This window comes from Methylobacterium sp. J-030, assembly GCF_022829545.1.
In the GTDB taxonomy this organism is placed as follows: domain Bacteria; phylum Pseudomonadota; class Alphaproteobacteria; order Rhizobiales; family Beijerinckiaceae; genus Methylobacterium.
In genome coordinates, this window is record NZ_JAKSYM010000091.1 from 70,995 (window position 1) to 97,258 (window position 26,264).

Here is a 26,264-nt window from a genome sequence, read left to right on the forward strand (position 1 = left end):
TCGATACGGTTTCCGTTTGAACGCTGCGGTCGACGCGTCCCGCCCCGTCATCGCGAGCAGAGCAGGGTGACCCAGGACAGCCGGACGTCGGCAAGCGTGGCGCCGCCCTGGATTGCTTCGCTTGGCTCACGAAGACGGCGCCGTTGAGGAAGGCTCGCACCCAAAGAAAAGGGCGGCCCGAAGGCCGCCCTCTGTCATCTCACGAATGCCGGTTGCCTCACTCGGCAGCGGCGGGCGGAAGCTCCTCGACCGGCATCGCGCCGCTCTCGGTCTGCTTCTGCTGCAGGATCATCGCGTCGCGGCGGCGGGCGATGGTGCGGATGTCCGCCACCATCGAGCCGGTGCCCGCCGGGATGAGCGAGCCGACGATGACGTTCTCCTTGAGGCCTTCCAGGGTATCGACCTTGCCGTTGACCGCCGCCTCGGTGAGGACGCGGGTGGTCTCCTGGAACGAGGCCGCTGAGATGAACGACTTCGTCTGCAGCGACGCCTTGGTGATGCCGAGCAGGACCGGGACGCCCTGGATCGGCTTCTTGCCCTCGGCGAGCAGCTTCTCGTTGAAGTCGGTCAGCTCGGTCCGGTCGATCTGGTCGCCCGAGAGGATGTCCGAGTCGCCGCCGTCGGTCACCTCGACCTTCTGCAGCATCTGACGGACGATCACCTCGATGTGCTTGTCGTTGATCGACACGCCCTGCAGCCGGTAGACCTCCTGGATCTCGTTGACGAGGTAGGCCGCGAGTTCCTCCACGCCCTTGATCGCCAGGATGTCGTGCGGCGCCGGGTTTCCGTCGACGATATAATCGCCGAGCTCGACCACGTCCCCGTCCTGCAGGTGGATGTGCTTGCCCTTCGGGATCAGGTACTCGACCGCCTCCGAGCCGTCATGCGGCGTCAGCGTGAGCCGACGCTTGTTCTTGTAGTCGCGGCCGAACGCGATGGTGCCCGACTTCTCGGCGATGATCGCCGCATCCTTCGGGCGCCGGGCCTCGAACAGCTCCGCCACCCGCGGCAGACCGCCGGTGATGTCGCGGGTCTTGGCCGAGTCGGTCGAGACGCGGGCCAGGATGTCGCCGGCCTTCACCTTCGCGCCGGGATCGTAGCCGATGATGGCGTCGACCGGCAGGAAGTAGCGGGCATCCGAGCCGCGGGGCAGCTTGAGCGCCTTGCCGTCCTTGTCGACCACGACCATCGCGGGCTTCAGGTCCGAGGTCCGGGCCGAGCCGCGCCAGTCGACGACGACGCGCTTGGCGATGCCGGTCGACTCGTCGGTGGTCTCGGTCATGGACTGGCCGTCGACCAGATCCTCGTAGGCCACGATGCCGTCGACCTCGGTGAGGATCGGACGGGTGTAGGGATCCCACTCGGCGATCCGCTGCCCGCGCTTGATCTTGTCACCCTCGTCAACCCGGAGCTTGGCGCCGTATTGCAGGCGGTGGACCGCCCGCTCGACCCCGTCCGACCCGACGATGACCACCGCCACGTTGCGCCCGGTGGCGATCAGATCCCCGTCCGTGTTCTTGGCGACGGCGCGGTTGCGGATCTTGATCGTGCCCTCGAAGCTCGACTCGATGAAGGACGAGTCGGCGATCTGGGCCGCACCGCCGATGTGGAAGGTGCGCATCGTGAGCTGCGTGCCCGGCTCGCCGATCGACTGCGCCGCGATAACGCCGACGGCCTCACCCATATTGACGGGCGTGCCGCGGGCGAGGTCGCGCCCGTAGCAGGTGGCGCAGACGCCGCTCTTGGTGGCGCAGACCAGCACCGAGCGGATCTTCACCTCCTGGATGCCGGCGGCGTTGATCGCCGGCAGGTGACGCTCCTCGATGGTCTCGCCGGTCTTGACGATCACCGTGCCGTCCGCGGCCACGAGATCCTCCGCCGTGGCGCGGCCGAGGATGCGGGTGGCGAGCGTTGCCACGACCTGGCCGGCATCCACGATGGCGCGCATCTTGATGCCGTTGGTCGTGCCGCAATCGACCTCGCGGATCACCGCGTCCTGGGCCACGTCGACGAGGCGGCGGGTCAGGTAGCCGGAGTTGGCGGTCTTCAGGGCGGTGTCGGCGAGGCCCTTACGGGCACCGTGCGTGGAGTTGAAGTACTCCAGAACGTCCAGGCCTTCCTTGAAGTTCGAGATGATCGGGGTCTCGATGATCTCGCCCGACGGCTTGGCCATGAGGCCGCGCATCGCCGCGAGCTGCTTCATCTGGGCAGGCGAGCCACGGGCACCCGAGTGGCTCATCATGTAGATCGAGTTGACCTGCTTGTCGGCCCCGTGCTCGTCCTTCTGGACGGCCGAGATCCGGCCCATCATCTCGGCGGCCAGCTTGTCCGAGCACTTGGCCCAGGCATCGACCACCTTGTTGTACTTCTCGCCCTGGGTGATCAGGCCGTCGTTGTACTGCTGCTCGTAATCCTTCACGAGCGCGCGGGTGGTGTCGACGATCGACCACTTGTTCTCCGGCACGACCATGTCGTCCTTGCCGAACGAGATGCCGGCCTTGAACGCGTGGTTGAAGCCGAGCGCCATGATCCGGTCGCAGAAGATCACCGACTCCTTCTGACCGCAGTGGCGGTAGACGGTGTCGATCATCGCCGAGATCTCCTTCTTGGTCATCAGCTTGTTGACGACGTCGAAGGGCACCTTGGCGTGCTTCGGCAGGGCGCCGGACAGGATCACCCGGCCCGGGGTGGTCTCGTAGGTCTTGGTCAGGGGCTCATTGTCCGGGCCGATGCCGGTCCAGCGCCACTTGATCTTGGAGTGCAGAGACACGGCCTTGGCGGCGAGAGCATGCTCCAGCTCGCCCATGTTGCCGTAGACGCCCTGCATCGGGTTCTTGGTGTCGCCCGCGTTGAACGCACCCGGCGCGCCCTCGGCCACGATCGACAGGTAGTAGAGGCCGAGGACGATATCCTGCGACGGCACGATGATCGGCTGACCGTTGGCCGGGTGCAGGATGTTGTTGGTCGACATCATCAGGACGCGCGCTTCCAGCTGCGCTTCCAGCGACAGCGGGACGTGCACGGCCATCTGATCGCCGTCGAAGTCGGCGTTGAACGCGGCGCAGACCAGCGGGTGGAGCTGGATCGCCTTGCCCTCGATCAGCTTCGGCTCGAAGGCCTGGATGCCCAACCGGTGCAGCGTCGGCGCGCGGTTCAGCATCACCGGGTGCTCGCGGATCACCTCATCGAGGATATCCCAGACCTCCGGCTTCTCCTTCTCGACCAATTTCTTGGCCTGCTTGACGGTCGCGGAAAAACCCTTGGCGTCGAGGCGCGCGTAGATGAACGGCTTGAACAGCTCCAAAGCCATCTTCTTGGGCAGGCCGCACTGGTGCAGCTTCAGCTCCGGACCGACCACGATGACCGAGCGGCCCGAGTAGTCGACGCGCTTGCCGAGCAGGTTCTGGCGGAACCGGCCCTGCTTGCCCTTCAGCATGTCGGCGAGCGACTTCAGCGGGCGCTTGTTGGCACCCGTGATGACGCGGCCGCGGCGGCCGTTGTCGAACAGGGCGTCGACCGCCTCCTGCAGCATCCGCTTCTCGTTGCGGATGATGATGTCGGGCGCGCGCAACTCGATCAGCCGCTTCAGGCGGTTGTTGCGGTTGATGACGCGGCGGTACAGGTCGTTCAGGTCGGAGGTCGCGAAGCGGCCGCCATCCAGCGGGACCAGCGGGCGCAGGTCCGGCGGGATCACCGGCACGACCGTCAGGATCATCCACTCGGGCTTGTTGCCCGACTGCTGGAACGCCTCGATGATCTTGAGGCGCTTCAGGAGCTTCTTGGGCTTCAGCTCCGAGGTGGTGACCGCGATCTCCTCGCGCAGATCGTTGGCGATCTTGTCGAGGTCGAGCTCCTGCAGGATGCGCCGGATGGCCTCGGCGCCGATCATGGCGGTGAAGCTGTCCTCGCCGTACTCCTCCTGCGCGCGCAGGTACTCCTCCTCCGTCAGGAGCTGACGCTCCTTCAGGGGGGTGAGGCCCGGCTCGATGACGCAGTACGACTCGAAGTACAGGATCCGCTCGAGGTCCTTGAGCGCCATGTCGAGCAGCAGGCCGATGCGGCTCGGCAGCGACTTCAGGAACCAGATATGCGCGACCGGGGCGGCCAGCTCGATATGGCCCATGCGGTCGCGCCGGACGCGCGCCAATGTGACCTCGACGCCGCACTTCTCGCAGATGACGCCCTTGTACTTCATGCGCTTGTACTTGCCGCACAAGCACTCGTAATCCTTGATCGGCCCGAAGATGCGCGCGCAGAACAGGCCGTCGCGCTCCGGCTTGAAGGTCCGATAGTTGATGGTCTCGGGCTTCTTGATCTCACCGTACGACCAGGAGAGGATCTTCTCCGGCGACGAGATCGAGATCTTGATCTGATCGAAGCTGACCGGCGTGGCCTGCTGGTTGAAAAGGTTCATGACCTCTTGGTTCATGATCCGCTCCCTGTTGACGCCGACAGCCCTGCGCCAGGGCCGCCGCGTACCGAATGCATCCGACGCCGCGCCCTGCTCGGGCGCCGCTGGCCGTCATCGTCGGAGGCCCCGCCCCTCCGTGCTCGACCGTGGCGGCGCTCGGCCGCCACGGGAGGTTGTTCGCGGCTCTCTTACTCGGCCGCGTCCGCCGGCGGTTCGAGCTGGTCGTTGGCCGCCTTCTTGGAGGAGGTGAGCTCGACGTTGAGGCCGAGCGAGCGCATCTCCTTGACGAGCACGTTGAACGACTCGGGGATGCCGGCCTCGAACGTGTCGTCGCCGCGGACGATCGCCTCGTAGACCTTGGTGCGGCCGGCCACGTCGTCCGACTTCACCGTGAGCATCTCCTGCAGCGTGTAGGCCGCGCCGTAGGCCTCCAGCGCCCAGACCTCCATCTCGCCGAAGCGCTGGCCGCCGAACTGCGCCTTGCCGCCCAGCGGCTGCTGGGTGACGAGCGAGTACGGGCCAATCGACCGCGCGTGGATCTTGTCGTCCACGAGGTGGTGGAGCTTCAGCATGTAGATGTAGCCCATCGTCACCTTGCGGTCGAAGGGCTCGCCGGTGCGCCCGTCATAGAGCGTCGACTGCGCCGAGCGGTCGAGCCCGGCCATCTCCAGCATCTGCTCGATGTCGGCCTCCTTGGCGCCGTTGAACACCGGAGTGGCCATCGGCACGCCGCGGCGGACGTTGTTGCCGGCCTCGGCCAGCTCCTCGTCCGTCAGGCCGTCGAGCTCACCGGGGGAGTAGATCGCCGTCATCTCCTCCCGCAGCGGCGCGATGTCCTGCGACTTCAGATAGGCATCCACCGCCTTCGACACCTTGCGACCCAGGCCCGCAGCCGCCCAGCCCAGGTGCGTCTCCAGGATCTGGCCGACATTCATGCGCGAGGGCACGCCGAGCGGGTTGAGCACGATGTCGGCATGCGTCCCGTCCTCCAGGAACGGCATGTCCTCGATCGGCACGATCCGTGACACGACGCCCTTGTTGCCGTGACGGCCGGCCATCTTGTCGCCCGGCTGGATCTTGCGCTTCACCGCCACGAAGACTTTGACCATCTTCATGACGCCGGGGGGCAATTCGTCGCCGCGCTGCAGCTTCTCGACCTTGTCGAGGAAGCGCTGCTCCAGGCGCTTCTTCGACTCGTCGTACTGCTTCTGCATCGCCTCCATCTCGGTCATGAGACGGTCCTCGATGACGGCGAACTGCCACCATTGCGAGCGCGGGTAGTCGTTGATCAGCTCGCGGGTGAGCGTGGTGTCCTTCTTGAAGCCCTTCGGGCCGGCCACCGGCGCCTGACCGATCAGCACGTCCGCCAGACGGGCGTAGGTGTTGCGGTCAAGGATCGCCTGCTCGTCGTCGCGGTCCTTGGCGAGCCGCTCGATCTCCTCGCGCTCGATCGCCTGGGCGCGCTCGTCCTTGTCGACGCCGTGGCGGTTGAACACGCGGACTTCCACGATGGTCCCGGTGACGCCCGGCGGCACCCGCAGGGAGGTGTCACGCACGTCCGAGGCCTTCTCGCCGAAGATGGCGCGGAGCAGCTTCTCCTCCGGCGTCATCGGGCTCTCGCCCTTCGGGGTGATCTTGCCCACGAGGATGTCGCCGGCATTCACCTCGGCACCGATGTAGACGATGCCGGCCTCGTCGAGGTTCTTGAGCGCCTCCTCGGAGACGTTCGGGATGTCGCGGGTGATCTCCTCCGGCCCGAGCTTGGTGTCGCGGGCCATCACCTCGAACTCCTCGATGTGGATCGAGGTGAACACGTCATCCTTCACGATCCGCTCGGAGAGCAGGATCGAGTCCTCGAAGTTGTAGCCGTTCCACGGCATGAACGCGACGAGCACGTTCCGGCCGAGCGCCAGCTCGCCGAACTCGGTCGAGGGACCGTCGGCGATGATCTCGCCCTTCTTCACGAACTCGCCGACGCGGACCAGCGGCTTCTGCGTGATGCAGGTCGACTGGTTGGAGCGCTGGAATTTTTGGAGGCGGTAGATGTCGACGCCGGGCTTGTTCGCATCCGCCTCCTCGGTGGCGCGGATGACGATACGGGTGGCGTCCACCTGATCGATGATGCCGGCCCGGCGGGCCGCGATGGCGGCGCCGGAATCGCGCGCGACCACCGCCTCCATGCCGGTGCCCACGAACGGGGCGTCGGCGCGGACGAGCGGCACCGCCTGGCGCTGCATGTTCGAGCCCATGAGCGCGCGGTTGGCGTCGTCGTTCTCGAGGAACGGGATCAGCGCCGCGGCGACCGAGACGAGCTGCTTCGGCGACACGTCCATGAGATCGACGCGCTCAGGCCCGACGACGATGACCTCGCCGGCCCGACGGCAGACCACGAGGTCCTCCGTGAGCTTGCGGGCCTCGTCCATCTGGGCGTTCGCCTGGGCGACGTAGTACTTCGCCTCCTCCATGGCGGAGAGGTAGGCGACCTCGTCGGTGACCACGCCGTCGCGGACGCGGCGGAACGGGGTCTCGATGAAGCCGTACTTGTTCACCCGCGCGAAGGTGGCGAGCGAGTTGATCAGGCCGATATTCGGGCCTTCCGGCGTCTCGATCGGGCAGATGCGGCCGTAATGGGTCGGGTGCACGTCGCGCACCTCGAAGCCGGCGCGCTCGCGGGTCAGACCGCCCGGGCCGAGGGCCGAGAGGCGGCGCTTGTGCGTCACTTCGGAGAGCGGGTTGGTCTGGTCCATGAACTGCGACAGCTGCGACGAGCCGAAGAACTCGCGCACGGCCGCGGCCGCGGGCTTCGCGTTGATCAGGTCCTGCGGCATCACCGTGTCGATATCGACCTGGCTCATGCGCTCGCGGATGGCGCGCTCCATGCGCAGGAGGCCCAGGCGGTACTGGTTCTCCATCAGCTCGCCCACCGACCGGACGCGGCGGTTGCCGAGGTGGTCGATGTCGTCGACCTCGCCCTTGCCGTCGCGCAGCTCGACCAGCGCCTTCACCACAGCCAGCATGTCCTCCTTGCGGAGGGTGCGGACCGTGTCGGCGGCGTCGAGGTCGAGGCGCATGTTCATCTTCACGCGGCCGACCGCCGAGAGGTCGTAGCGCTCGGAATCGAAGAACAGCGAGTGGAACATCGCCTCGGCGGTGTCGAGGGTCGGTGGCTCGCCCGGGCGCATCACCCGGTAGATATCGAACAGCGCGCCCTCGCGGGCCGAGTTCTTGTCGACCGCCAGCGTGTTGCGGATGTAGGGGCCGACATTGACGTGATCGATGTCGAGCACCGGCAGCTCGGTGATGCCGGCATCTTCCAGGCTCTTCAGGAGCTTGTCGGAAATCTCCTCGCCGGCCTCGGCCCAGATCTCGCCGGTCTGGCCGTTGACCAGATCCTCGGCGATGTACTGCCCGACGAGATCCTCGTCGGTCGCCTTGAGGAACTTGGTGCCCTTGTCGGTGATCTGGCGGGCGTTGCGGGCGTTGAGCTTCTTGCCGGCCTCCAGCACGACCTCGCCGGAATCGGCGTCGATTAGGTCGACGGTCGCCTTCATGCCCTTCATGCGCTCCGCATCGAACGGCACGCGCCAGTCGGCGCCGTCGCGGTCGTAGACCACGCGGTTGTAGAAGGTCGACAGGATCTCCTCGCCGTCGAGGCCCAGGGCATAGAGCAGCGACGTCGCCGGCAGCTTGCGCTTCCGGTCGATGCGGACGTGCACGATGTCCTTGGCGTCGAACTCGACGTCGAGCCAGGAGCCCCGGTACGGGATGATGCGGGCGGCGAACAGGAGCTTGCCCGAGGAATGGGTCTTGCCCTTGTCGTGGTCGAAGAACACGCCCGGCGAGCGGTGCATCTGCGAGACGATGACGCGCTCGGTGCCGTTGACGATGAAGGTGCCGTTCTCCGTCATCAGGGGCATGTCGCCCATGTAGACGTCCTGCTCCTTGATGTCCTTGACCGACTTCGCCTGGGTGTCGGGATCGACATCGAACACGATCAGGCGCAGCGTGACCTTCAGCGGGGCCGCGAAGGTGATGCCGCGCTGGCGGCACTCGTCCACATCGTACTTCGGGGCCTCGAACGTGTAGCGCACGAATTCGAGCAGGGCGGTGGCGGCGAAGTCGGAGATCGGGAACACCGACTTGAACACGCTCTGCAGCCCCTCGTCGCCGCGCCCGCCCTCGGGCTCGTCGACCATCAGGAACTGGTCGTAGGACGCCTTCTGAACCTCGATGAGGTTCGGCATCTCGGCAACTTCCTTGATCTTGCCGAAGAACTTCCGAATGCGCTTGCGACCGACCAGCGTGTTGGCCATGTGACCTCGCTCCTACCCGCGTGCCTCGCGCCCGGGGAAGCGTCCCTGGAAGGACCTCCCGCGCCGGGCCGTGACGCGCGCCCCGCCGGGCCGCGCCACCGAACGTAAATCTCGTTTCCAATCCCTCGCGGGACCGTCCGCCGAAGCGGCCTAAAGCCCGCGGGCGTTGCACCCGCGGGCTCCGGTCACGACAGGCTCACCGGGAGCCTCCGTGGGGTGATGGGCCGGGACCGGCCCATCGTCGGCTTACTTGAGCTCGACCTTGGCGCCAGCCTTCTCCAGCTGGGCCTTGAGCTTCTCGGCCTCGTCCTTGGACACGGCCTCCTTGACGGGCTTCGGCGCGCCCTCGACGAGGTCCTTGGCTTCCTTGAGGCCCAGCCCGGTGATCGCGCGGACCTCCTTGATGACCTCGATCTTCTTGTCGCCGGCGGCGGCGAGCATGACCGTGAACTCGGTCTGCTCCTCGACGGCGGCGGCGGCGCCACCGGCGGCCGGGCCGGCGGCCACGGCGACGGCAGCAGCGGCGGAGACGCCCCACTTCTCTTCGAGCATCTTGGCCAGGTCGGCGGCCTCGAGAACGGTCAGCGAGGACAGGTCGTCGACGAGCTTGGCAAGATCAGCCATTTTCAATTCCTCTCAGATATCGGTTCGAACGGGTGATTTTTGAAGGGCCTCAGGCGGCCTCGTCCTTCTTGGCATAGGCTCCGAACACACGGGCGAGCTTGGCCGCCGGCGCGTTGACGACCTGAGCGATCTTGGTCGCGGGCGCCTGCACGAGGCCCACGATCTTGGCGCGCAGTTCGTCGAGGGACGGGAGCGAGGCGAGGGCCTTCACGCCGTCCGGGTTCAGGGCGGTCTTCCCCATCGCGCCGCCGAGGATCACGAGCTTCTCGTTCACCTTGGCGAAATCGACCGCGACCTTGGCGGCTGCGACCGGATCGCCGGAATAGGCGAGCAGGGTCGGGCCCTTCAGGAGCGGCTTGATGGAGGCGACGTCCGTGCCATCGAGTGCGATGCCGGCGAGGCTGTTCTTGGCGACCTTCACGGTGGCGCCGGCCTGCTTCATCTGCGTGCGCAGCTTCTGCATGTCGGCGACCGTGAGGCCCTTGTAGTGGGCCACGACGACGACGGCGCTCTGATTGAACACGCCGTTGAGCGTCGAGACGAGATCAGCTTTTGCTGTCCGGTCCACTGGGCTCTCTCCGGTTGGCGGAACCCGAATTCGGGTCCGCCGGTTGCACATGCCGCCCGGACGTGATCTCGGCCGTAAGACCGAGAACGTCCGAACGACGCTTCGCGGCCCTGTCCCCGCGCGCACCCTTCCGGGCCGCTTCGGGCGAGTGGGTTCAAACCGACATCCTCTCCGCGGCGTGCGCCGAGGCGAGGCGTAGTGAATTCGGTCTTCCCCGTCTGTGCAGGCTGGGAGATTAAGCCGGCGAACCGGCACCTGCAGTCTCGGACAGGACATGGCCGGACGAGGCTCCGCGGGGCTCGTTGCCCTCTGGATCCTGCCGGCCAGTGCCACCCGGTTGCCCGGGCGACATTTCGAGCGGAAACCGGCCGATCGGCCGTCTCCTTCCGTGAGGGTGAAATGCGTGAGGCGCGGTGTATAGAGCCTAGCAAGCCGCCTGCCAAGGGCCGAAGCGCGACTTTTCCGCCGCAGGCAAGGGGTTGTAGGCGGTCGCCGAGCCTCCCTCGCACGCCACGGTACTCAGGCCTGACTGAGCAGCGCATCGACGTCGCGTCCACGATAGAGGATACGCAGGACATCGATACGCGTCTCGCGCAGGGCATACGCGATGACGACGCAGCGCTCGAAGGCGACGAGCCTCAAGCCGGGCCTGAGATCGTCCCGGGCACGCCCCGCCTTGGGAAGTCGGGAGAGCGACTCGCAACGGCCCCGAATCCGACGGATGAAGGCGATCGCCCGTTCCGGGCTATCGGCGGCGATATAGTCGTAAATGGATTCGAGATCCGCCAGGGCCTCCGGCTGGAGAATGACCTCAAGGCTCACCGCCGTTGCTCACCCGACGTGCGTGCCGCTCTTCCAGCCGATCGAATGCGACAGCGACGCTGAATCCGGGTTGAGGATCATCGAAGGCAGCCACGATCGAAGACAGAAGCTGGTCGCGATGCTCAGCCCGAGTCGCGAGGTCCTCCTCCAAGAGGCGCAATCCGGCGGCGATCACCTCGGATGGATCCCGAAAGCGGCCGGCCTCGATTTGGCTTCGCACGAAGTGGTCGAGGTCGGGGGTCAGGTCGATCACGGCCATACCGAACTTCCGCATCCGATAGCGAGACTGCCAGGCTATGCTGCCTCGCGCTCCGGCACCAGCTTGCGCCGCGCCGCCTCCCACCAGCTCCGGTCGCGGGCGGCCTTCTCGGCTTCCTTCGCCTCCGCGGCCTTGGCGGCGTAGAAGGACGCGTTGTGCTCGCCGCGCAGGGCCTCGCGGGTGAAGCGGATCAGGTGGTGGGCCACGAAGCCCATGTTGAACACCGCCTCGATCTGCCCGCGCTTCAGGGCATAGCCCGCAGCACTCCAGAACGGCTTGCGATAGTCGGAAAAAATCCCGACCCGGGTAATGATATTGAAGCCCAGGATCAGGCCCCGGCGCAGGTTGGTGAAGGTCAGCTTGCCCGCCGTCGGCGTGGTGATGCGGTTCGGGTAGGTCACCGCGCACTGGTGCTTGAACCGCTCGAAGATGTTTTCGGGCGTGTAGGCATGCGCGATAGCCCGCCGCCAGCTGCTCACGACGGTATCGTGCGGGCGCTTGAACAGGACGTTCGATTCGAGGCTGGCATCGTGGATGAGCCGGCCCTCGCGCGTGAGCCGGTCCCAGAGCGGAGTCTTGGGCAGGGCCTGGAGCAGGTTGATGGTCAGGACCGGGATCGCCGAGCGGTCGATGAAGTCGATCAGGTTCTGCTCGGATTTGTCGGTGTCGGAATCCAGCCCCAGGATGATGCCCGAGGTGACTTCCAGCCCGTAGGAATTCAGGGTCTCGATCGCCTCGTACATCGGCACGGCGGCGTTGTGGGTCTTGTCGATGCCCTTAAGCGCCTCCGCCTCCGGGGTCTCGATGCCGACGAACACGGTCATGAAGTTCGCCTGCCGCATCAGCTCGAGGATCTCGGGCTGCTTGGCCATGTTCAGCGTCGCCTCGCAGGCGAACTGCAGCGGGTAGTTGTTCTTCTTCTGCCATTCCACGAGGTGCGGCAGCATCTCGCGGGTCGCCTTGCGGTTGGCAATGAAGTTGTCGTCCACGAAGTAGACCACCGCCGGATGGCCGGGCTGGCTGATGATGGCGTCGAGCTCGGCGCACATCTGCTCGGGGCTCTTCAGGCGCGGCTGGCGGCCGTAGAGCTGCGGGATGTCGCAGAACTCGCAGCGATACGGGCAGCCCGAGGAGAATTGCAGCGAGCCGATCAGGTAGCGCTTGAGCGGCGCCGCCTCGTAGGCGGGGGCCGGGAAGTCCGAGAGCGCGAGCCGGTCCTTCGTCTCCAGCACCACCTGGGCGGGCGGCGGGGTCAGGTCGGCGTCGAGGCGCGCGATGAGCTGGTCGGTGGCGTCGCCGATCTCGCCGATATGGAGGTAGTCGAAGTCGCCGTACTTCTCCGGGGCGCCCGAGACCGAGGGGCCGCCGAGCACCGTCACCCTGCCAGCCGCGCAAGCACGGTCGCGGATGTCGTGGATCTGCGCCTCCTGGATGTGCATCCCCGAGACGAACACCGCGTCGGCCCAGGCGAAGTCGGCCGGGCCCGCGCGGCGGATATTCTCATCGATGAACCGGCATTCCCAGGCCTCCGGCATGTAGGCCGCGATCAGCAGCAGCCCCTGCGGCGGCATGAACGCCTTCACCCCGCCCATCAACGGATAGGCGTGGGAGAATGTCCCGAAGGACGGCGTGTAGGCGGGGAAGACGCACAGGATGCGTCGCTTGGAGGAGACCGTCAGGGTGCATCGCATGGCGGCCTATCTAGCACAGCCATGCGCGTTGGCGCCCCCCTTCACCGTTAAGAATGGCGTGAGGAAAGTGGCGCCTCTGTCGCGGCGACTCGTGTGCTGGGTCCCGGGTCGCATTCCGCTGGCGCTCCATGCGCCCGGGAAAGGGTGGGTGTTTCATCCTGCACCACCCTTTCCCGGACAGGTGCAGCGACAGCGGAACCTGATCCGGGATCTAGCACAAGACTCGCCGCGAAGCGGCTCATCAGACCAGATCGTCATACAGGTCGCGCCACGCGGGATTGAATTCCTCGATCAGCGCGAGCTTCCAAGCCCGCCGCCAGCGCTTGATCGCATAGTCCCACACCCGCGCATCGATGATCCACGGATAGGCTTCGTACCAGACCAGCATGGTCACGCCGTAATCCCGGGTGAACCCCGGCATGGCGCCGGTACGGTGTTCCCAAACACGCCGCGCCAAATCCGTGCTCGAACCGGTGTACAGCGTGCCGTTCCGCCGGCTCGCCAGAATGTACACGTGGGACAGCCGCTCCATCCGCGCCCCTCAACGGACAACGCCCGGCCGTTTCCGACCGGGCGCTCCGCAGCGTAGATGCTCTACCTTGCCTCAGGCAGTCAGAACCGTGTTCGGCTCGACCTTCACACCCGGGCCCATCGTCGAGGTGACGGCGATGCGCTGGACGTAGGTGCCCTTGGCGCCCGCGGGCTTCGCCTTGGCGACGGCGTCCGCGAAGGCCTTGATGTTCTCGACGAGCTTGTCGGCGTCGAACGAGACCTTGCCGACGCCGGCATGGACGATGCCGGCCTTCTCGACGCGGAACTCCACCGAGCCGCCCTTGGCGCCGGCGACGGCGCCCTTCACGTCCATGGTGACGGTGCCGACCTTCGGGTTCGGCATCAGGCCGCGCGGGCCCAGCACCTTACCGAGACGGCCGACCAGCGGCATCATGTCGGGGGTCGCGATGCAGCGGTCGAACTCGATCTTGCCGCTCTGCACGATCTCCAGGAGATCCTCGGCGCCGACGATGTCGGCACCGGCCGCCTTGGCGTCGTCCGCCTTGGCGCCGCGGGCGAAGACCGCCACGCGGACCGTCCGGCCGGAGCCGTTCGGCAGGTTGCAGACGCCGCGGACCATCTGGTCGGCGTGGCGGGGATCGACGCCGAGGTTCATGGAGACCTCGACGGTCTCGTCGAACTTCGCGGTCGCCCGCTCCTTCACCAGCTTGATCGCCTCGTCGAGGGGATAGAGCTTGGTGACCTCGATGCCCTCGCGGGCGGCGCGGATGCGCTTGCCTTCCTTAGCCATGCCGTCCTCCCTCAGGCCGTGACTTCAAGGCCCATGGCCCGGGCGGAGCCGCGGATCATGGCAACGGCCGACTCGATCGAGTCGCAGTTGAGGTCGGGCATCTTCTTCTCGGCGATCTCGCGCAGCTGCGCCTCGGAGATCTTGCCGACGGTCGGGCCCTTGCCCGGGGTCTTGGAGCCGGAGGCCGGCTTCTTGCCGATCTTCAGGCCGACGGCCTTCTTCAGGAAGAAGGTGACCGGGGGCTGCTTCATCTCGAAGGTGAAGGAGCGGTCCTGATACGCGGTGATGATCACCGGGATCGGGGTGCCCTTCTCCATCTGCGCGGTCTTCGCGTTGAAGGCCTTGCAGAATTCCATGATATTGAGGCCGCGCTGACCGAGCGCGGGGCCGATCGGCGGCGACGGGTTCGCCGCGCCGGCCGGGACCTGAAGCTTCACGTAGCCCGTGATCTTCTTCGCCATGGGACTGCTCCCAATGAGAATCCGCCCCCACGCGGCCTGAAGCGCGGCGGGTCGGACGGTTGCAGGTCGCGGTGCGATCCGGCGATCCCGGAGGCGAGGCCGGGCGGATCTCCCGCGGGGGTTTGGCGAATAGGGAGTAGCGGATAGCGAATAGGGGCACCGGTGGCCCGCAGGGCTCGACCGCCCTACTCGCTATTCGCTACTCCCTATTCGCTCGACGCTCAGGCCTTCTCGACCTGGGCGTATTCGAGCTCCACCGGGGTGGCGCGGCCGAAGATCGACACGGCCACCTTGAGGCGGGAGCGGGCCTCGTCGATCTCCTCGACGGTGCCGTTGAAGCTGGCGAACGGGCCGTCGGCGACCCGGACGGTCTCGCCGATCTCGAAGGAGACGGAGGGCTTCGGCCGGTCGACGCCCTCGGCGACCTGGCCCTTGATCCGCTCGGCCTCGGAGTCGGGGATCGGCACCGGCTTCGACTTGTCGGCGCCCAGGAAGCCCGTGACCTTCGGGGTGTTCTTGATGAGGTGGTAGACCTCGTCGGTCAGGTCGCACTTCACCAGAACGTAGCCGGGGAAGAACTTGCGCTCGGCATCGACCTTCCGGCCGCGGCGCACCTCCACGACCTTCTCGATCGGGACCATCACCTCGTCGAACAGCTCGGTCAGCCCGCGCTGGGCCGCCTGGTCCTTGATGGACTGGGCGACCTTGTTCTCGAAGTTCGAGTAGGCGTGGACGATGTACCAGCGCTTCGACACGGTTGTGTTCAACTCCGACTAGTCCGCGAGGTCTCCCTCGTCCGGTGATGCGGCCTCAGAGGCCCAGGATCAGGCCGACCACGAACCGCAGGGCCTGATCCACCACCGTGAAGAACAGGCTCGCGGCCACCACCATCACGAACACCATGATGGTGGTGATCGTGGTCTCCTTGCGGCTCGGCCACGTGACCTTACGGGCCTCGTCGCGGACCTGCGCGAAGAACTCGCCCGGCGTGGCGCGCTTCTGCGGCGCCCGGGCCGGGGTCGCCGGCCGGGCCGGCGGCGGGTTCGCGGGGCCACGGGCCGCGCCGCGCACCATATCCACCTTCTTGGTCGCTTCGTTCGATGCCATGGCGCCAGTGTCTGTGCGTGTCCGGCCCCGGGCGGAGACCGCTCCGGGAACGCGAATGACGGCGCCGAGGACCCGGATGGGCCCGCACCGACGGTCGCTTCAGATCTCGGATTGTGCCCGCTCTAACGCAACTCCGCCGGCTTGTCGACCGGGCCGCCGCGCGGGATCGGGCATGATGTCTGGCAGGAGTGGAGGGACTCGAACCCGCAACCTCCGGTTTTGGAGACCGGCGCTCTGACCAGTTGAGCTACACTCCTAGCGCACCGCCAAATGCCCCATCGCGGCCCGGCTTGCAAGAGGTTCGGCGGCCTGAGCGGGGTCGGAGCACCGGAAATCGCCGCCCGCGATCCCAGCCGGATCGAGATGCACTCCGCGAAGGCCCCGCGACTTCGGATCCGATACAGCGTTGCTGCAGCCGATCGGCCGGCGGCCATTCGCGGCGACGATGAACGGCGCCCCCGCCGCAGATCAGCGGCCGTGATCCGCCCGCTCCATCGTGTTCAGCGGCCGGACTTGGTGACCGTCGAAGCGGAACAGTTCGTCGCTGCGGCCGTATGGGCCGGCGCGCAGGTAACGCGTGGCTTCCGCCGCCAAGTCACGCCGGGCAGAGCTGCCGGACGGCCAAGCGAGGAGCAGGTTGCGGGTCGGTCCGGCCAGCGTGATGCTGTCCGTCTTGAGGGCGTGCCGGATCTCGTCGAGATACGACGGCACGAGCAGCCGCGCGATGGCGAAGTCGTCGCCGGGATCGGCTATGGCGAAGAGGGGCGCCCCGTCTCCGACCACCAAATGGAACGGCGCGTCCCGTGAGGTCGCCGCAAGGTTTGCGATAGCCGCCGTCTCCACCTCTGCAGGATCGACCCGCCAGCCCGCGAGCATATCGCGAGTCACGTATTGATAGCGATTCGGCTCGTCGAGCACGTAGACCACGTGCAGCGTCTCGGAGAACCGACGATGCGCGAGCATCTTGTATTGCTGAAGGATCTCGTCCGGCACGAGCTGCGGGCGCAAGCGCGACCGGACCGTCGCGAGGTCGCCCGTGTCAGACGCTGGGCCCGCCTTGGCGAAGGCGACGGCGAGGAACTCCTCCACCTCCTGACGGCGTTCGGCTTCGGAGAGGCCATGGACGCGCTGGTACAGGTTGGTCAGATCGATCGTCTTCGTACCGACGCTGAGCTGCGCCGGATCCGCCTCCAGCAGCACCTTCACCCCCGGCCGGATACCCCGGATCAGCGCCGCCACCTCCTCGCGGAACCGCCCGTCGGTCAGCGCATCGCCCCAGGCCGCGCCGGTCAGGACCGCGGCGCTCACGCAGATCAGGGCCAGGAAACACCAAGTCCGGAAAAAGGATCCGATCGACATCCGAGTCTCCCCCAAGACCAGGCGCAGACAGGACAAGGCAACGCCGGCGCTCCGTCAAGACGAAGGCCGGCGTAAGTCACATCAATCTGTGTCGATGAGGGCCGCGGAAACGGTGGGATGCCCATGGTCCGTCGCGTCGCATGAAGCGACGCGACGGGACCGACAGGCTCAGTCGTTGATGGCGGCGACGACGCCGGCGCCCACCGTGCGGCCGCCCTCGCGGATGGCGAAGCGCAGTTTCTCCTCCATGGCCACCGGCACGATCAGCGCCACGTCCATGGTCACGTTGTCGCCCGGCATCACCATCTCGGTGCCCTCCGGCAGCGTGCAGATCCCGGTCACGTCGGTCGTGCGGAAGTAGAACTGCGGCCGGTAGTTCGTGAAGAACGGCGTGTGCCGCCCGCCCTCCTCCTTCGTCAGGATGTAGGCCTCGGCCTTGAACTTCGAGTGCGGCTTCACCGAACCCGGCTTGCACACCACCTGCCCGCGCTCCACGTCCTCGCGCTTCGTGCCGCGTAGCAGCACGCCGACGTTGTCGCCCGCCTGGCCCTGGTCCAGCAGCTTGCGGAACATCTCCACGCCCGTCACCGTCGTCTTGGTGGTCGCCCGGATGCCGACGATCTCAACCTCCTCGCCCACCTTCACGATCCCGCGCTCGACCCGGCCCGTCACCACCGTGCCGCGCCCCGAGATCGAGAACACGTCCTCGATCGGCATCAGGAACGGCATGTCGATCGGCCGCTCCGGCTGCGGGATGTAGCTGTCCACCGTCGCCATCAGCGCCAGCACCGCCTCCTTGCCGATCTTCGGCTCCTTGTCCTCCAGCGCCATCAGCGCCGAGCCCTTGGTGATCGGGATGTCGTCGCCGGGGAAGTCGTACTTCGACAGAAGCTCGCGCACCTCCAGCTCGACCAGCTCCAGGAGCTCCTCGTCGTCGACCATGTCGACCTTGTTGAGGAACACCACCAGCGCCGGAACGCCGACCTGGCGCGCCAGCAGGATGTGCTCGCGGGTCTGCGGCATCGGGCCGTCGGCCGCCGACACCACCAGGATCGCGCCGTCCATCTGCGCCGCGCCCGTGATCATGTTCTTCACGTAGTCGGCGTGGCCCGGGCAGTCCACGTGCGCGTAGTGCCGGTTGGCCGTCTCGTACTCCACGTGCGCCGTCGAGATCGTGATCCCGCGCGCCTTCTCCTCCGGCGCCTTGTCGATCTGGTCGTAGGCCGTGAACGTCGCCCCGCCCGTCTCGGCCAGCACCTTCGTGATCGCGGCCGTCAGAGACGTCTTGCCATGATCCACGTGCCCAATCGTCCCGATGTTGCAGTGCGGCTTGGTGCGGGAGAACTTTTCCTTGCCCATCAGAGCCTCCTAGATTCGAATACGCGTTGCGGAAGAAGAGATGTTGAGGCGTAAGCCTTAGGCGTACTTGGCGATGACCTTGTCGGCCTCGCCGCGCGGCACCTCTTCGTAGTGATCGAACTGCATCGTGAAATTGGCGCGGCCCTGGGAAAAGGAGCGCAGCTGGTTCACGTAGCCGAACATGTTGGCCAGCGGCACCATCGCATTGATGACGTTGGCGTTGCCGCGCATGTCCTGGCCCTGGATCTGGCCGCGGCGGCTGTTCAGGTCGCCGATCACCGAGCCGGTATACTCTTCCGGCGACACGACCTCGACCTTCATCACCGGCTCGAGCAGGACCGAGCCGCCCTTCTGCAGCGCCTCGCGGAACGCGGCGCGGGAGGCGATCTCGAAGGCGAGCGCCGAGGAGTCGACGTCGTGGTAGGCGCCGTCGATCAGCTCGACCTTCACGTCCACCACCGGGAAGCCGGCGAGTACGCCGGCGCCGAGGACCGAGTTCAGGCCCTTCTCGACGCCCGGGATATACTCCTTCGGCACCGCGCCACCGACGATCTTCGACTCGAAGGCGAAGCCGGCACCCGGCTCGTTCGGCTCGACCACGAACTTGACGCGGGCAAACTGGCCGGTACCGCCGGTCTGCTTCTTGTGCGTGTAGTCGATCTCCTGACGGCGGGTCAGCTTCTCGCGGTAGGCCACCTGCGGCTGGCCGATATTCGCGTCGACCTTGTAGGTGCGGCGCAGGATATCGACCTTGATGTCGAGGTGGAGCTCGCCCATCCCCTTCAGGATGGTCTGGCCCGATTCCTGGTCGGTGGAGACGCGGAAGGACGGGTCCTCGGCGGCGAGCTTCGCCAGCGCGATGCCGAGCTTCTCCTGATCGGCCTTCGACTTCGGCTCGACGGCGATCTCGATCACCGGCTCCGGGAATTCCATCTTCTCGAGGATCACGGCCTTCTGCGGGTCGCAGAGGGTGTCGCCCGTGCGGGTATCCTTGAGGCCGGCCAGGGCGACGATGTCACCCGCGAAGGCCTCCTTGATGTCCTCGCGGTTGTTGGCGTGCATCAGCAGCATGCGGCCGACGCGCTCCTTCTTGTCGCGCGAGGAATTCAGCACGTTGGCGCCCGAATCGACCTTGCCCGAATACACGCGGCAGAAGGTGATCGTGCCGACGTGGGGATCGTCCATGATCTTGAAGGCGAGCATGGAGAAGGGGTCCGTATCCGTCGGGTGACGGACGGTCTCTTCCTCGGTCTTGAAGTCGATGCCCTTGATCTCGCCGCGGTCGGCCGGGGAGGGCAGGTAGTCCACGACGGCGTCGAGGAGCGGCTGCACGCCCTTGTTCTTGAACGCCGAGCCGCACAGCACCGGATGGAAGGCGCGCAGCTGGACGGCCTTGCGCACGAGCTTGCGCATGGTCGCCTCGTCCGGCTCGGTGCCGTCGAGGTAGGCGCCCATGGCCTCGTCATCGAGCTCGACGCAGGCCTCGACCAGCTTGGTCCGGTATTCGACCGCCTGGTCCTTCAGGTCGGCCGGGATCTCGACCTCGTCGAAGTTGGCGCCGAGCGCCTCACCCGACCAGACGATCGCCTTCATCTTGATGAGGTCGATCACGCCCTGGAAGTTGGACTCGGCCCCGATCGGCAGCTGGAGGCAGACCGGCTTGCCGGCGACGCGGTCGATGATGTCGGCGACGCACTTGAAGAAGTCGGCGCCGATCTTGTCCATCTTGTTGACGAACACGACGCGCGGCACGTCGTACTTGTCGGCCTGACGCCACACGGTCTCGGTCTGCGGCTCGACGCCCTGGTTGCCGTCGAGCACGCACACGGCACCGTCGAGCACGCGCAGCGAGCGCTCCACCTCGATGGTGAAGTCCACGTGGCCGGGGGTGTCGATGATGTTCAGGCGCTTCTCGCGCCAGAAGCACGTCGTCGCGGCGGACGTGATCGTGATGCCGCGCTCCTGCTCCTGCTCCATCCAGTCCATCGTGGCGGCGCCCTCATGGACTTCGCCGATCTTGTGGGACTTTCCGGTGTAGTAGAGGATCCGCTCCGTGGTCGTGGTCTTTCCGGCATCGATGTGGGCCATGATGCCGAAGTTGCGGTAGTCCTCGATCGCGTGCGTGCGGGGCATCGGATTGCTCCTGAGAGACGGCGGAACCGCTTACCAGCGGTAGTGCGAGAAGGCGCGGTTGGCTTCCGCCATCCGGTGCGTGTCTTCCCGCTTCTTCACGGCGTTGCCGCGGTTGTTGGCGGCGTCGAGCAGCTCGGCGGAGAGGCGCTCGACCATGGTGCGATCGTTGCGCGAGCGGGCTGCCTGGATCAGCCAGCGGATCGCCAGCGCCTGGCGGCGCTCGGTGCGGACCTCGACCGGGACCTGATAGGTCGCGCCGCCGACGCGGCGGGAGCGGACCTCGATCATCGGGGCGACGTTGTCGAGCGCGGCGCGGAACACCTCGATCGGGTTGGCCCGGGCGCGGTTCTCGACGATGTCGAAGGCGCCGTAGACGATGCGCTCGGCGGTCGACTTCTTGCCCTCGTACATGATGGAGTTCATGAACTTCGTCAGCACCACGTCCCCATACTTCGGGTCCGGGATGATCTCACGCTTCTCGGCAGAGTGGCGACGGGACATCTTTTGGGACTTTCGAACAAAAAGATCTTAAGCGCCTCGCGCAGGCCGCCTTGGCTCTCTTAATGAAGCCGGCGACATCCTTACGAGGCCGTGGAAACGGATCGATGCGACCGGATAAGTTCCGGTCGCGGGTCTTACTTCGGACGCTTGGCACCGTACTTCGACCGGCGCTGCTTGCGGTTCTTCACGCCCTGCGTGTCGAGCACACCGCGCAGGATGTGGTAGCGCACACCCGGAAGGTCCTTCACGCGGCCGCCGCGGATCATCACCACGGAGTGCTCCTGAAGGTTGTGACCCTCGCCCGGGATGTAACCGATCACCTCGAAGCCGTTGGTCAGACGAACCTTGGCGACCTTACGAAGCGCCGAGTTCGGCTTCTTCGGGGTCGTCGTGTAGACGCGGGTGCAGACGCCACGCTTCTGCGGGCAAGCATCGAGCGCCGGAACCTTGTTGCGGCTCCGCTGGATCTTCCTCGGCTGGGCGATCAGCTGATTGATCGTCGGCATCCTGTGCCCTCTTCCTCGGTCACCTAATCCGGATCGCGAAGAGCGATCCGCAATACGAATATGCGCCGGAGGGCTGGTCAGAGCCCCTCGGCGCGGTGTGGGCAGAGGAGCACGCCCGAAACGAACGCGCTCGTACCTACGGATCTGACTTACAGCGTCAGGCGATTTGATTCCTCGGAGCGCGCGGGGCGTTTGCGGCGGCGTCCGGATCAGGTCCGAGGGGGCCGTCGGCAGCCGATGGCCATCCGAAGTGGCGCGCTTCTAGACGCGGTTGCCTCAGAGGTCAATGCGCATGCGGCAGAAATCTGCACCGCACCGGAGGTTAAAGTTCGGTCAAGGCGCGCGACGAACCGCCCCGCGAGCCGGACGATCCGTTGCGATCGCCTCCCGCGCCAATACCCGGCCAGGCGTTCCGCGGTGGGATGCCGACACGGTTCCGCGTATCATCGCACCGGCCACGAAACCGACCCGGAAGACGTTCCATGGGGTCTTCCGTTGTCCGCCCGGCATTCATTCATGCCGCTCCCGAAGAACGGCGAGTCGTCCCGTCGATTGCCTTCGGCGTCCCGGCGAACCTTTCGATCGATCGTCTGGCGCCCTCGCGTGTGCACCAGATCCCATGCGTCGCCGAACCGGCCCGCTGTGCGGCCGCGAGCGCCCGGCGTGCCGGATCGGGGCAGGGACGCCCGATCACGGTCTACGGAAGTTTAAAGCAAACCATCGAAGTGTCGTGATCAACGGGCGGCGGGATCGCCCCAAGTTCGCGTCAAGGATGTTGCGTATGGGTTGCGTCGCGGTCAGCAACGTCATTCCGTTTCGGCGGCCCGTCCCCGCCCAGGCTCCGGGCGAGCGGGAGGCGCGCGATCGCCGCCGCAGCGAGCAGCGCTCCCTGCTGGATGCTGTCTACGCCACCGGCAGCATGGTGCTGGCCGCCGAAGATCGCGCGACCAAGCTCACGGCCTCGCGGCTGCAGGTCTACGGCTTCCTGGCGATCGAGGAGGTGCGGGACGACGGCACGATGCGCCGCCTGCGCCCCTCGGAGGCGATCCGGGCCAAGGGCGAGCGGCCCTGGCGCCTGTCGAAGCCCGCCTGCGGGGCGTCGGTGACGATCCCGAGCCTCGACGGGTTCTTATTCGAATCGGCCGGCCAGCCCGCCTGATCGCGCCGTTCGTGTAAAATCTGGACCGGTGCGCCGAGCGGCGCGCCGGTTCTTCTCGTTTTGACGCGCCGCTGCGCGGCCGATTCTTGTGCGAGGTCCCGGACCGGGGTCTGCTCGCGTTTCACCTGTCCGGAAGAGGGCCGCGTTCAAGGATAAAACGCAAATCCGTTTCCCCGGGCGCATGCAGCGTCATCGGAACACGACTCGGACCCAGCGCAGGACTCGCCACGCAGCGGCTCCCCGAGGCGCCGCATGCCCCGCCCGGCGCTTAAAATCCCGGCCGCTCGGCTTGCCTTCCCGGCCCACCCGTAGTATCCGCCCGGCCTTCGCGAGAATTTCGATGGGTGCTCGCACCCTGTGAACGCGGTGACCGCGCCGGTGTCGTTTCGACATCGCCAGCGCGGTCGAACACATGAGCCGGGGACCTCAGATCCCCATCAGGCGTCGTCCGCCGGGCAATACCGCCCGCGTGCGGAAACCCGCCTGAAACAAGGAGTCACGCACGTGATCCAGATGCAGACGAATCTGGACGTCGCCGACAACTCGGGTGCACGCCGCGTTATGTGCATCAAGGTTCTCGGCGGGTCGAAGCGCAAGTATGCCGGCGTGGGCGACGTGATCGTCGTCTCCGTCAAGGAAGCGATCCCGCGCGGTCGCGTCAAGAAGGGCGACGTCATGAAGGCGGTGGTCGTCCGCACCGCGAAGGCCGTGAAGCGCGTCGACGGGTCGGTGATCCGGTTCGACAAGAACGCCGCGGTCCTGATCAACAATCAGAAGGAGCCGATCGGCACCCGCATCTTCGGACCGGTGCCGCGCGAGCTCCGCGCCCGCAACCACATGAAGATCATCTCCCTGGCTCCGGAGGTGCTGTGATGGCTGCCAAGATCAAGAAGGGCGACACGGTCGTCGTGCTCACCGGCCGCGACTCGGGTCGCTCGGGCGAGGTGATCCAGGTCCTGCCGAAGGAAGGCCGGGCTTTCGTGCGCGGCGTCAACCTGGTCAAGAAGCACCAGAAGCAGACCCAGAACCAGGAGGGCGGCATCATCTCCAAGGAGGCCGCCATCCAGCTCTCGAACATCGCGGTCGCGGATGCCAATGGCAAGCCGACCCGCGTGGGTTTCCGCATCCTCGAAGACGGGCGCAAGGTCCGGTTCGCCAAGACCACGGGGGATCAGATCGATGGCTGAGGCCGACAAGAATGCCTACACCCCGCGTATGCGCAAGCACTACGACGAGGTGGTGCGTCAGAAGCTGATCGAAGAGTTCGGCTACAAGAATCCGATGGAAGTGCCGCAGATCACGAAGATCGTGATCAACATGGGCGTCGGCGAGTCCACCGCGGATTCGAAGAAGGCGTCCGTGGCGGCGGGCGACCTCGCCCTGATCGCCGGCCAGAAGCCGGTCATCACCAAGGCCCGCAAGGCCATCGCGACCTTCAAGGTCCGTGAGGGCATGCCGATTGGCTGCAAGGTGACCCTGCGCAAGCAGCGCATGTACGAGTTCATGGACCGGTTGATCACCATCGCGCTGCCGCGCGTCCGTGACTTCCGCGGCCTGAACCCGCGCTCGTTCGACGGGCGCGGCAACTACGCGCTCGGTCTCAAGGAGCACCTCGTGTTCCCGGAGATCTCCTACGACAAGGCTGAGCAGACCTGGGGCATGGACATCGTCGTGGCGACCACCGCCAAGACCGATGCCGAGGCCAAGGCCCTGCTCGCCGCCTTCCAGTTCCCGTTCCGGCAGTGAAGCCCTCGGGCTTCAGACGCGGACACCGGAGATAGACCACATGTCGAAGAAAAGCTCAGTCGAGAAGAATGAGGCCCGCAAGGCGCTGGTGAAGCGCTTCGCGGCCAAGCGGAAGGCGCTCTTGGAGATCGCCAACAACGATGGTCTCGAGATGGAGGAGCGCTTCGAGGCGCGCCTCAAGCTCGCGGAACTGCCGCGCAACTCGTCGGCCACCCGCATCCGCAACCGCTGCGGCATGACTGGCCGTCCGCGCGCCTACTACCGCAAGATGGGCATCTCGCGCGTGGCGTTGCGCGAGCTTGGCAACCGGGGACTGATCCCCGGCCTGGTCAAGTCGAGCTGGTAAGGAGGTCCCCATGGTCAACGATCCCGTGGGCGACATGCTCACCCGCATCCGCAACGGTCAGCTGCGCCGTCGCAACGTGGTGCAGACGCCGGGCTCGCGCCTGCGCGCCAGCGTCCTGAACGTGCTGAAGTCCGAGGGCTACATCCGCGACTACGCGGCGACCGACCTCGGCAACGGCCGCACCGAGTTCGCCATCGAGCTCAAGTACTACGACGGGCGCCCGGTGATCCGCGAGATCAAGCGCGTGTCGAAGCCGGGCCGCCGGGTCTACTCGTCGGTCGGCGAGCTGCCGCACGTGGCCGACGGCCTCGGCGTCACCATTGTCTCCACCCCGCAGGGCGTCATGGCCGACCACGAGGCGCGCGAGCGCAACGTCGGCGGTGAAGTGCTCTGCACCGTGTTCTGATCGGGACGGAGGAGGTTATCCCATGTCTCGCGTAGGCAAGAAGCCCGTTCCCGTGCCGGCCGGCGTCACCGCCACCGTCACCGGCCAGACGGTCAAGATGAAGGGCTCGAAGGGCGAATTGTCCTTCGTGGTCCCCGCGCTCGTCAGCGTGGCGATGAAGGACGGCGCCGTTGCGGTGGAGCCGATCAACCAGTCCAAGCCGGCGCGCTCCCTGTGGGGCACGTCGCGGGCGCAGATCGCCAACATCGCCGAGGGCGTGTCGAAGGGTTTCGAGAAGAAGCTCGAGATCACCGGCGTCGGCTATCGCGCCGCGATGGCCGGCAAGGCCCTCAAGCTGTCGCTCGGCTACAGCCACGACATCGAATACGCGATCCCGGCCGGGATCACGATCGCAACCCCGAAGCCCACCGAGATCACGATCTCCGGGATCAACCGCCAGCAGGTCGGTCAGGTCGCCGCCGAGATCCGCGAATACCGCGGACCCGAGCCCTACAAGGGCAAGGGCGTGAAGTACGCGGGCGAGTTCATCTTCCGCAAGGAAGGCAAGAAGAAGTAAGGAGGGCATCATGTCTCGCAAGCTCGAAGCCCTCGATCGCCGCAAGGCGCGCGTCCGCCGCGCGCTGCGGGCGGCCGCCAACGGCCGTCCGCGGCTCTCGGTGTTCCGCTCATCGAAGCAGATCTACGTGCAGGTCATCGACGACGTCGCCGGCAAGACGCTGGCCGCCGCCTCGTCAATCGACAAGGCACTCAAGGGCGAACTCAAGACCGGCGCCGACGTCGCCGCCGCCAAGGCGGTGGGCAAGCTGGTGGCCGAGCGCGCCAAGGCCGCGGGCGTCACGAAGGTGATCTTCGACCGCTCCGGCTACATCTACCACGGCCGTGTCGCGGCCGTGGCCGAGGCCGCCCGCGAGGGTGGCCTGGAGTTCTAAGGCCTCCAACGGGCCTCTCTCCTCACCCTTGCGGGGAGGAACCGGAGGTGGGGGTGGTTCATGATCAAGCGCGACGGTGCCTCCTGCACCACCCCCACCCCTAACTCCTCCCCACTCAGACCGGGCTTGCCCGAGACTGGTGGGATGGGATCGAGCGAGCGGGTCGTCGTAGCTGCGCCAGGCAGATAGGTTGCAAAAACATGGCGCGTGAACTGTGAGGTGGGGGCCGCGGCACCCGCCTTGTCCGGCGGGTGCCGATAA

25 protein-coding genes and 1 tRNA gene are annotated in these 26,264 nt (G+C 66.5%); 8 read left to right on the forward strand and 18 right to left on the reverse strand.

Annotation, left to right across the window (positions count from 1 at the left end):
* Positions 1–217 precede the first annotated feature (217 nt).
* The 18 genes from rpoC to rpsL form a co-directional block, all read right to left on the reverse strand.
* Complete coding sequence (rpoC, locus tag MKK75_RS05855) at positions 218–4,429, reverse strand: DNA-directed RNA polymerase subunit beta' (protein ID WP_244041683.1); 4,212 nt, start codon at positions 4,427–4,429, stop codon at positions 218–220.
* Positions 4,430–4,599: 170 nt separating this feature from the next.
* Entirely contained in the window at positions 4,600–8,724 is a 4,125-nt protein-coding gene (gene rpoB / locus MKK75_RS05860) for a DNA-directed RNA polymerase subunit beta (protein WP_244041684.1), read from the reverse strand.
* Positions 8,725–8,970: 246 nt separating this feature from the next.
* Entirely contained in the window at positions 8,971–9,348 is a 378-nt protein-coding gene (rplL, locus tag MKK75_RS05865) for a 50S ribosomal protein L7/L12 (protein WP_244041685.1), read from the reverse strand.
* Positions 9,349–9,397: 49 nt separating this feature from the next.
* On the reverse strand, positions 9,398–9,916 hold the full coding sequence (gene rplJ / locus MKK75_RS05870; protein WP_244041686.1) for a 50S ribosomal protein L10: 519 nt from the start codon (positions 9,914–9,916) through the stop codon (positions 9,398–9,400).
* Between the two features lie 519 nt (positions 9,917–10,435).
* Positions 10,436–10,738, reverse strand: a complete 303-nt coding sequence (locus MKK75_RS05875) for a type II toxin-antitoxin system RelE/ParE family toxin (protein ID WP_244041687.1) — start codon at positions 10,736–10,738, stop codon at positions 10,436–10,438.
* A complete protein-coding gene (locus tag MKK75_RS05880; RefSeq protein WP_244041688.1) occupies positions 10,728–10,997 on the reverse strand; it encodes a type II toxin-antitoxin system ParD family antitoxin in 270 nt (89 codons plus the stop codon). Before MKK75_RS05880 ends, MKK75_RS05875 begins: the two co-directional genes overlap by 11 nt.
* Positions 10,998–11,032: 35 nt before the next feature.
* Positions 11,033–12,688, reverse strand: a complete 1,656-nt coding sequence (locus MKK75_RS05885) for a B12-binding domain-containing radical SAM protein (protein ID WP_244041689.1) — start codon at positions 12,686–12,688, stop codon at positions 11,033–11,035.
* Between the two features lie 241 nt (positions 12,689–12,929).
* Positions 12,930–13,220: a GIY-YIG nuclease family protein gene (locus MKK75_RS05890; RefSeq protein WP_244041690.1), complete on the reverse strand. Its 291-nt coding sequence runs from the start codon at positions 13,218–13,220 to the stop codon at positions 12,930–12,932.
* Positions 13,221–13,292: 72 nt separating this feature from the next.
* Complete coding sequence (gene rplA, locus MKK75_RS05895) at positions 13,293–13,991, reverse strand: 50S ribosomal protein L1 (RefSeq protein ID WP_043348287.1); 699 nt, start codon at positions 13,989–13,991, stop codon at positions 13,293–13,295.
* A gap of 11 nt (positions 13,992–14,002) precedes the next feature.
* Entirely contained in the window at positions 14,003–14,452 is a 450-nt protein-coding gene (gene rplK, locus MKK75_RS05900; RefSeq protein ID WP_043385646.1) for a 50S ribosomal protein L11, read from the reverse strand.
* 221 nt (positions 14,453–14,673) lie between these two features.
* Complete coding sequence (nusG, locus tag MKK75_RS05905) at positions 14,674–15,207, reverse strand: transcription termination/antitermination protein NusG (protein ID WP_244041703.1); 534 nt, start codon at positions 15,205–15,207, stop codon at positions 14,674–14,676.
* 55 nt (positions 15,208–15,262) lie between these two features.
* On the reverse strand, positions 15,263–15,559 hold the full coding sequence (secE, locus tag MKK75_RS05910; protein WP_244041691.1) for a preprotein translocase subunit SecE: 297 nt from the start codon (positions 15,557–15,559) through the stop codon (positions 15,263–15,265).
* 180 nt (positions 15,560–15,739) lie between these two features.
* A tRNA-Trp gene (locus MKK75_RS05915) sits at positions 15,740–15,816 on the reverse strand.
* Positions 15,817–16,027: 211 nt separating this feature from the next.
* Positions 16,028–16,918, reverse strand: coding sequence for a hypothetical protein (locus MKK75_RS05920; RefSeq protein ID WP_244041692.1), 891 nt, complete (start codon positions 16,916–16,918; stop codon positions 16,028–16,030).
* A gap of 168 nt (positions 16,919–17,086) precedes the next feature.
* Positions 17,087–18,277, reverse strand: coding sequence for an elongation factor Tu (gene tuf / locus MKK75_RS05925; protein ID WP_244041693.1), 1,191 nt, complete (start codon positions 18,275–18,277; stop codon positions 17,087–17,089).
* Between the two features lie 57 nt (positions 18,278–18,334).
* Positions 18,335–20,410, reverse strand: coding sequence for an elongation factor G (gene fusA, locus MKK75_RS05930; RefSeq protein WP_244041694.1), 2,076 nt, complete (start codon positions 20,408–20,410; stop codon positions 18,335–18,337).
* A 30-nt stretch (positions 20,411–20,440) separates the two neighbouring features.
* Positions 20,441–20,911 (reverse strand): 30S ribosomal protein S7, encoded by a 471-nt coding sequence (gene rpsG / locus MKK75_RS05935; protein WP_012319183.1) that lies wholly within the window; start codon positions 20,909–20,911, stop codon positions 20,441–20,443.
* Between the two features lie 134 nt (positions 20,912–21,045).
* Complete coding sequence (rpsL, locus tag MKK75_RS05940) at positions 21,046–21,417, reverse strand: 30S ribosomal protein S12 (RefSeq protein ID WP_007557568.1); 372 nt, start codon at positions 21,415–21,417, stop codon at positions 21,046–21,048.
* A 781-nt stretch (positions 21,418–22,198) separates the two neighbouring features.
* Here rpsL and MKK75_RS05945 point away from each other — a divergent pair.
* The 8 genes from MKK75_RS05945 to rplR all read left to right on the forward strand — a co-directional run bounded on the left by MKK75_RS05945 (position 22,199) and on the right by rplR (position 26,003).
* A complete protein-coding gene (locus tag MKK75_RS05945; protein WP_244041695.1) occupies positions 22,199–22,576 on the forward strand; it encodes a hypothetical protein in 378 nt (125 codons plus the stop codon).
* A gap of 504 nt (positions 22,577–23,080) precedes the next feature.
* The gene (gene rplN / locus MKK75_RS05950) at positions 23,081–23,449 is read left to right on the forward strand and encodes a 50S ribosomal protein L14 (RefSeq protein WP_007557579.1); all 369 of its coding nucleotides are present in this window, start codon (positions 23,081–23,083) and stop codon (positions 23,447–23,449) included.
* Positions 23,449–23,763: a 50S ribosomal protein L24 gene (gene rplX, locus MKK75_RS05955; protein ID WP_244041696.1), complete on the forward strand. Its 315-nt coding sequence runs from the start codon at positions 23,449–23,451 to the stop codon at positions 23,761–23,763. The genes rplN and rplX overlap by 1 nt, the downstream gene beginning before the upstream one ends.
* Positions 23,756–24,322: a 50S ribosomal protein L5 gene (gene rplE, locus MKK75_RS05960; RefSeq protein WP_244041697.1), complete on the forward strand. Its 567-nt coding sequence runs from the start codon at positions 23,756–23,758 to the stop codon at positions 24,320–24,322. Before rplX ends, rplE begins: the two co-directional genes overlap by 8 nt.
* A gap of 40 nt (positions 24,323–24,362) precedes the next feature.
* Positions 24,363–24,668, forward strand: a complete 306-nt coding sequence (rpsN, locus tag MKK75_RS05965) for a 30S ribosomal protein S14 (RefSeq protein WP_091789232.1) — start codon at positions 24,363–24,365, stop codon at positions 24,666–24,668.
* A 10-nt stretch (positions 24,669–24,678) separates the two neighbouring features.
* Entirely contained in the window at positions 24,679–25,074 is a 396-nt protein-coding gene (gene rpsH / locus MKK75_RS05970) for a 30S ribosomal protein S8 (RefSeq protein ID WP_244003962.1), read from the forward strand.
* 22 nt (positions 25,075–25,096) lie between these two features.
* On the forward strand, positions 25,097–25,630 hold the full coding sequence (gene rplF / locus MKK75_RS05975) for a 50S ribosomal protein L6 (protein WP_244041698.1): 534 nt from the start codon (positions 25,097–25,099) through the stop codon (positions 25,628–25,630).
* Positions 25,631–25,640: 10 nt separating this feature from the next.
* A complete protein-coding gene (rplR, locus tag MKK75_RS05980) occupies positions 25,641–26,003 on the forward strand; it encodes a 50S ribosomal protein L18 (RefSeq protein WP_010686176.1) in 363 nt (120 codons plus the stop codon).
* Positions 26,004–26,264 lie beyond the last annotated feature (261 nt).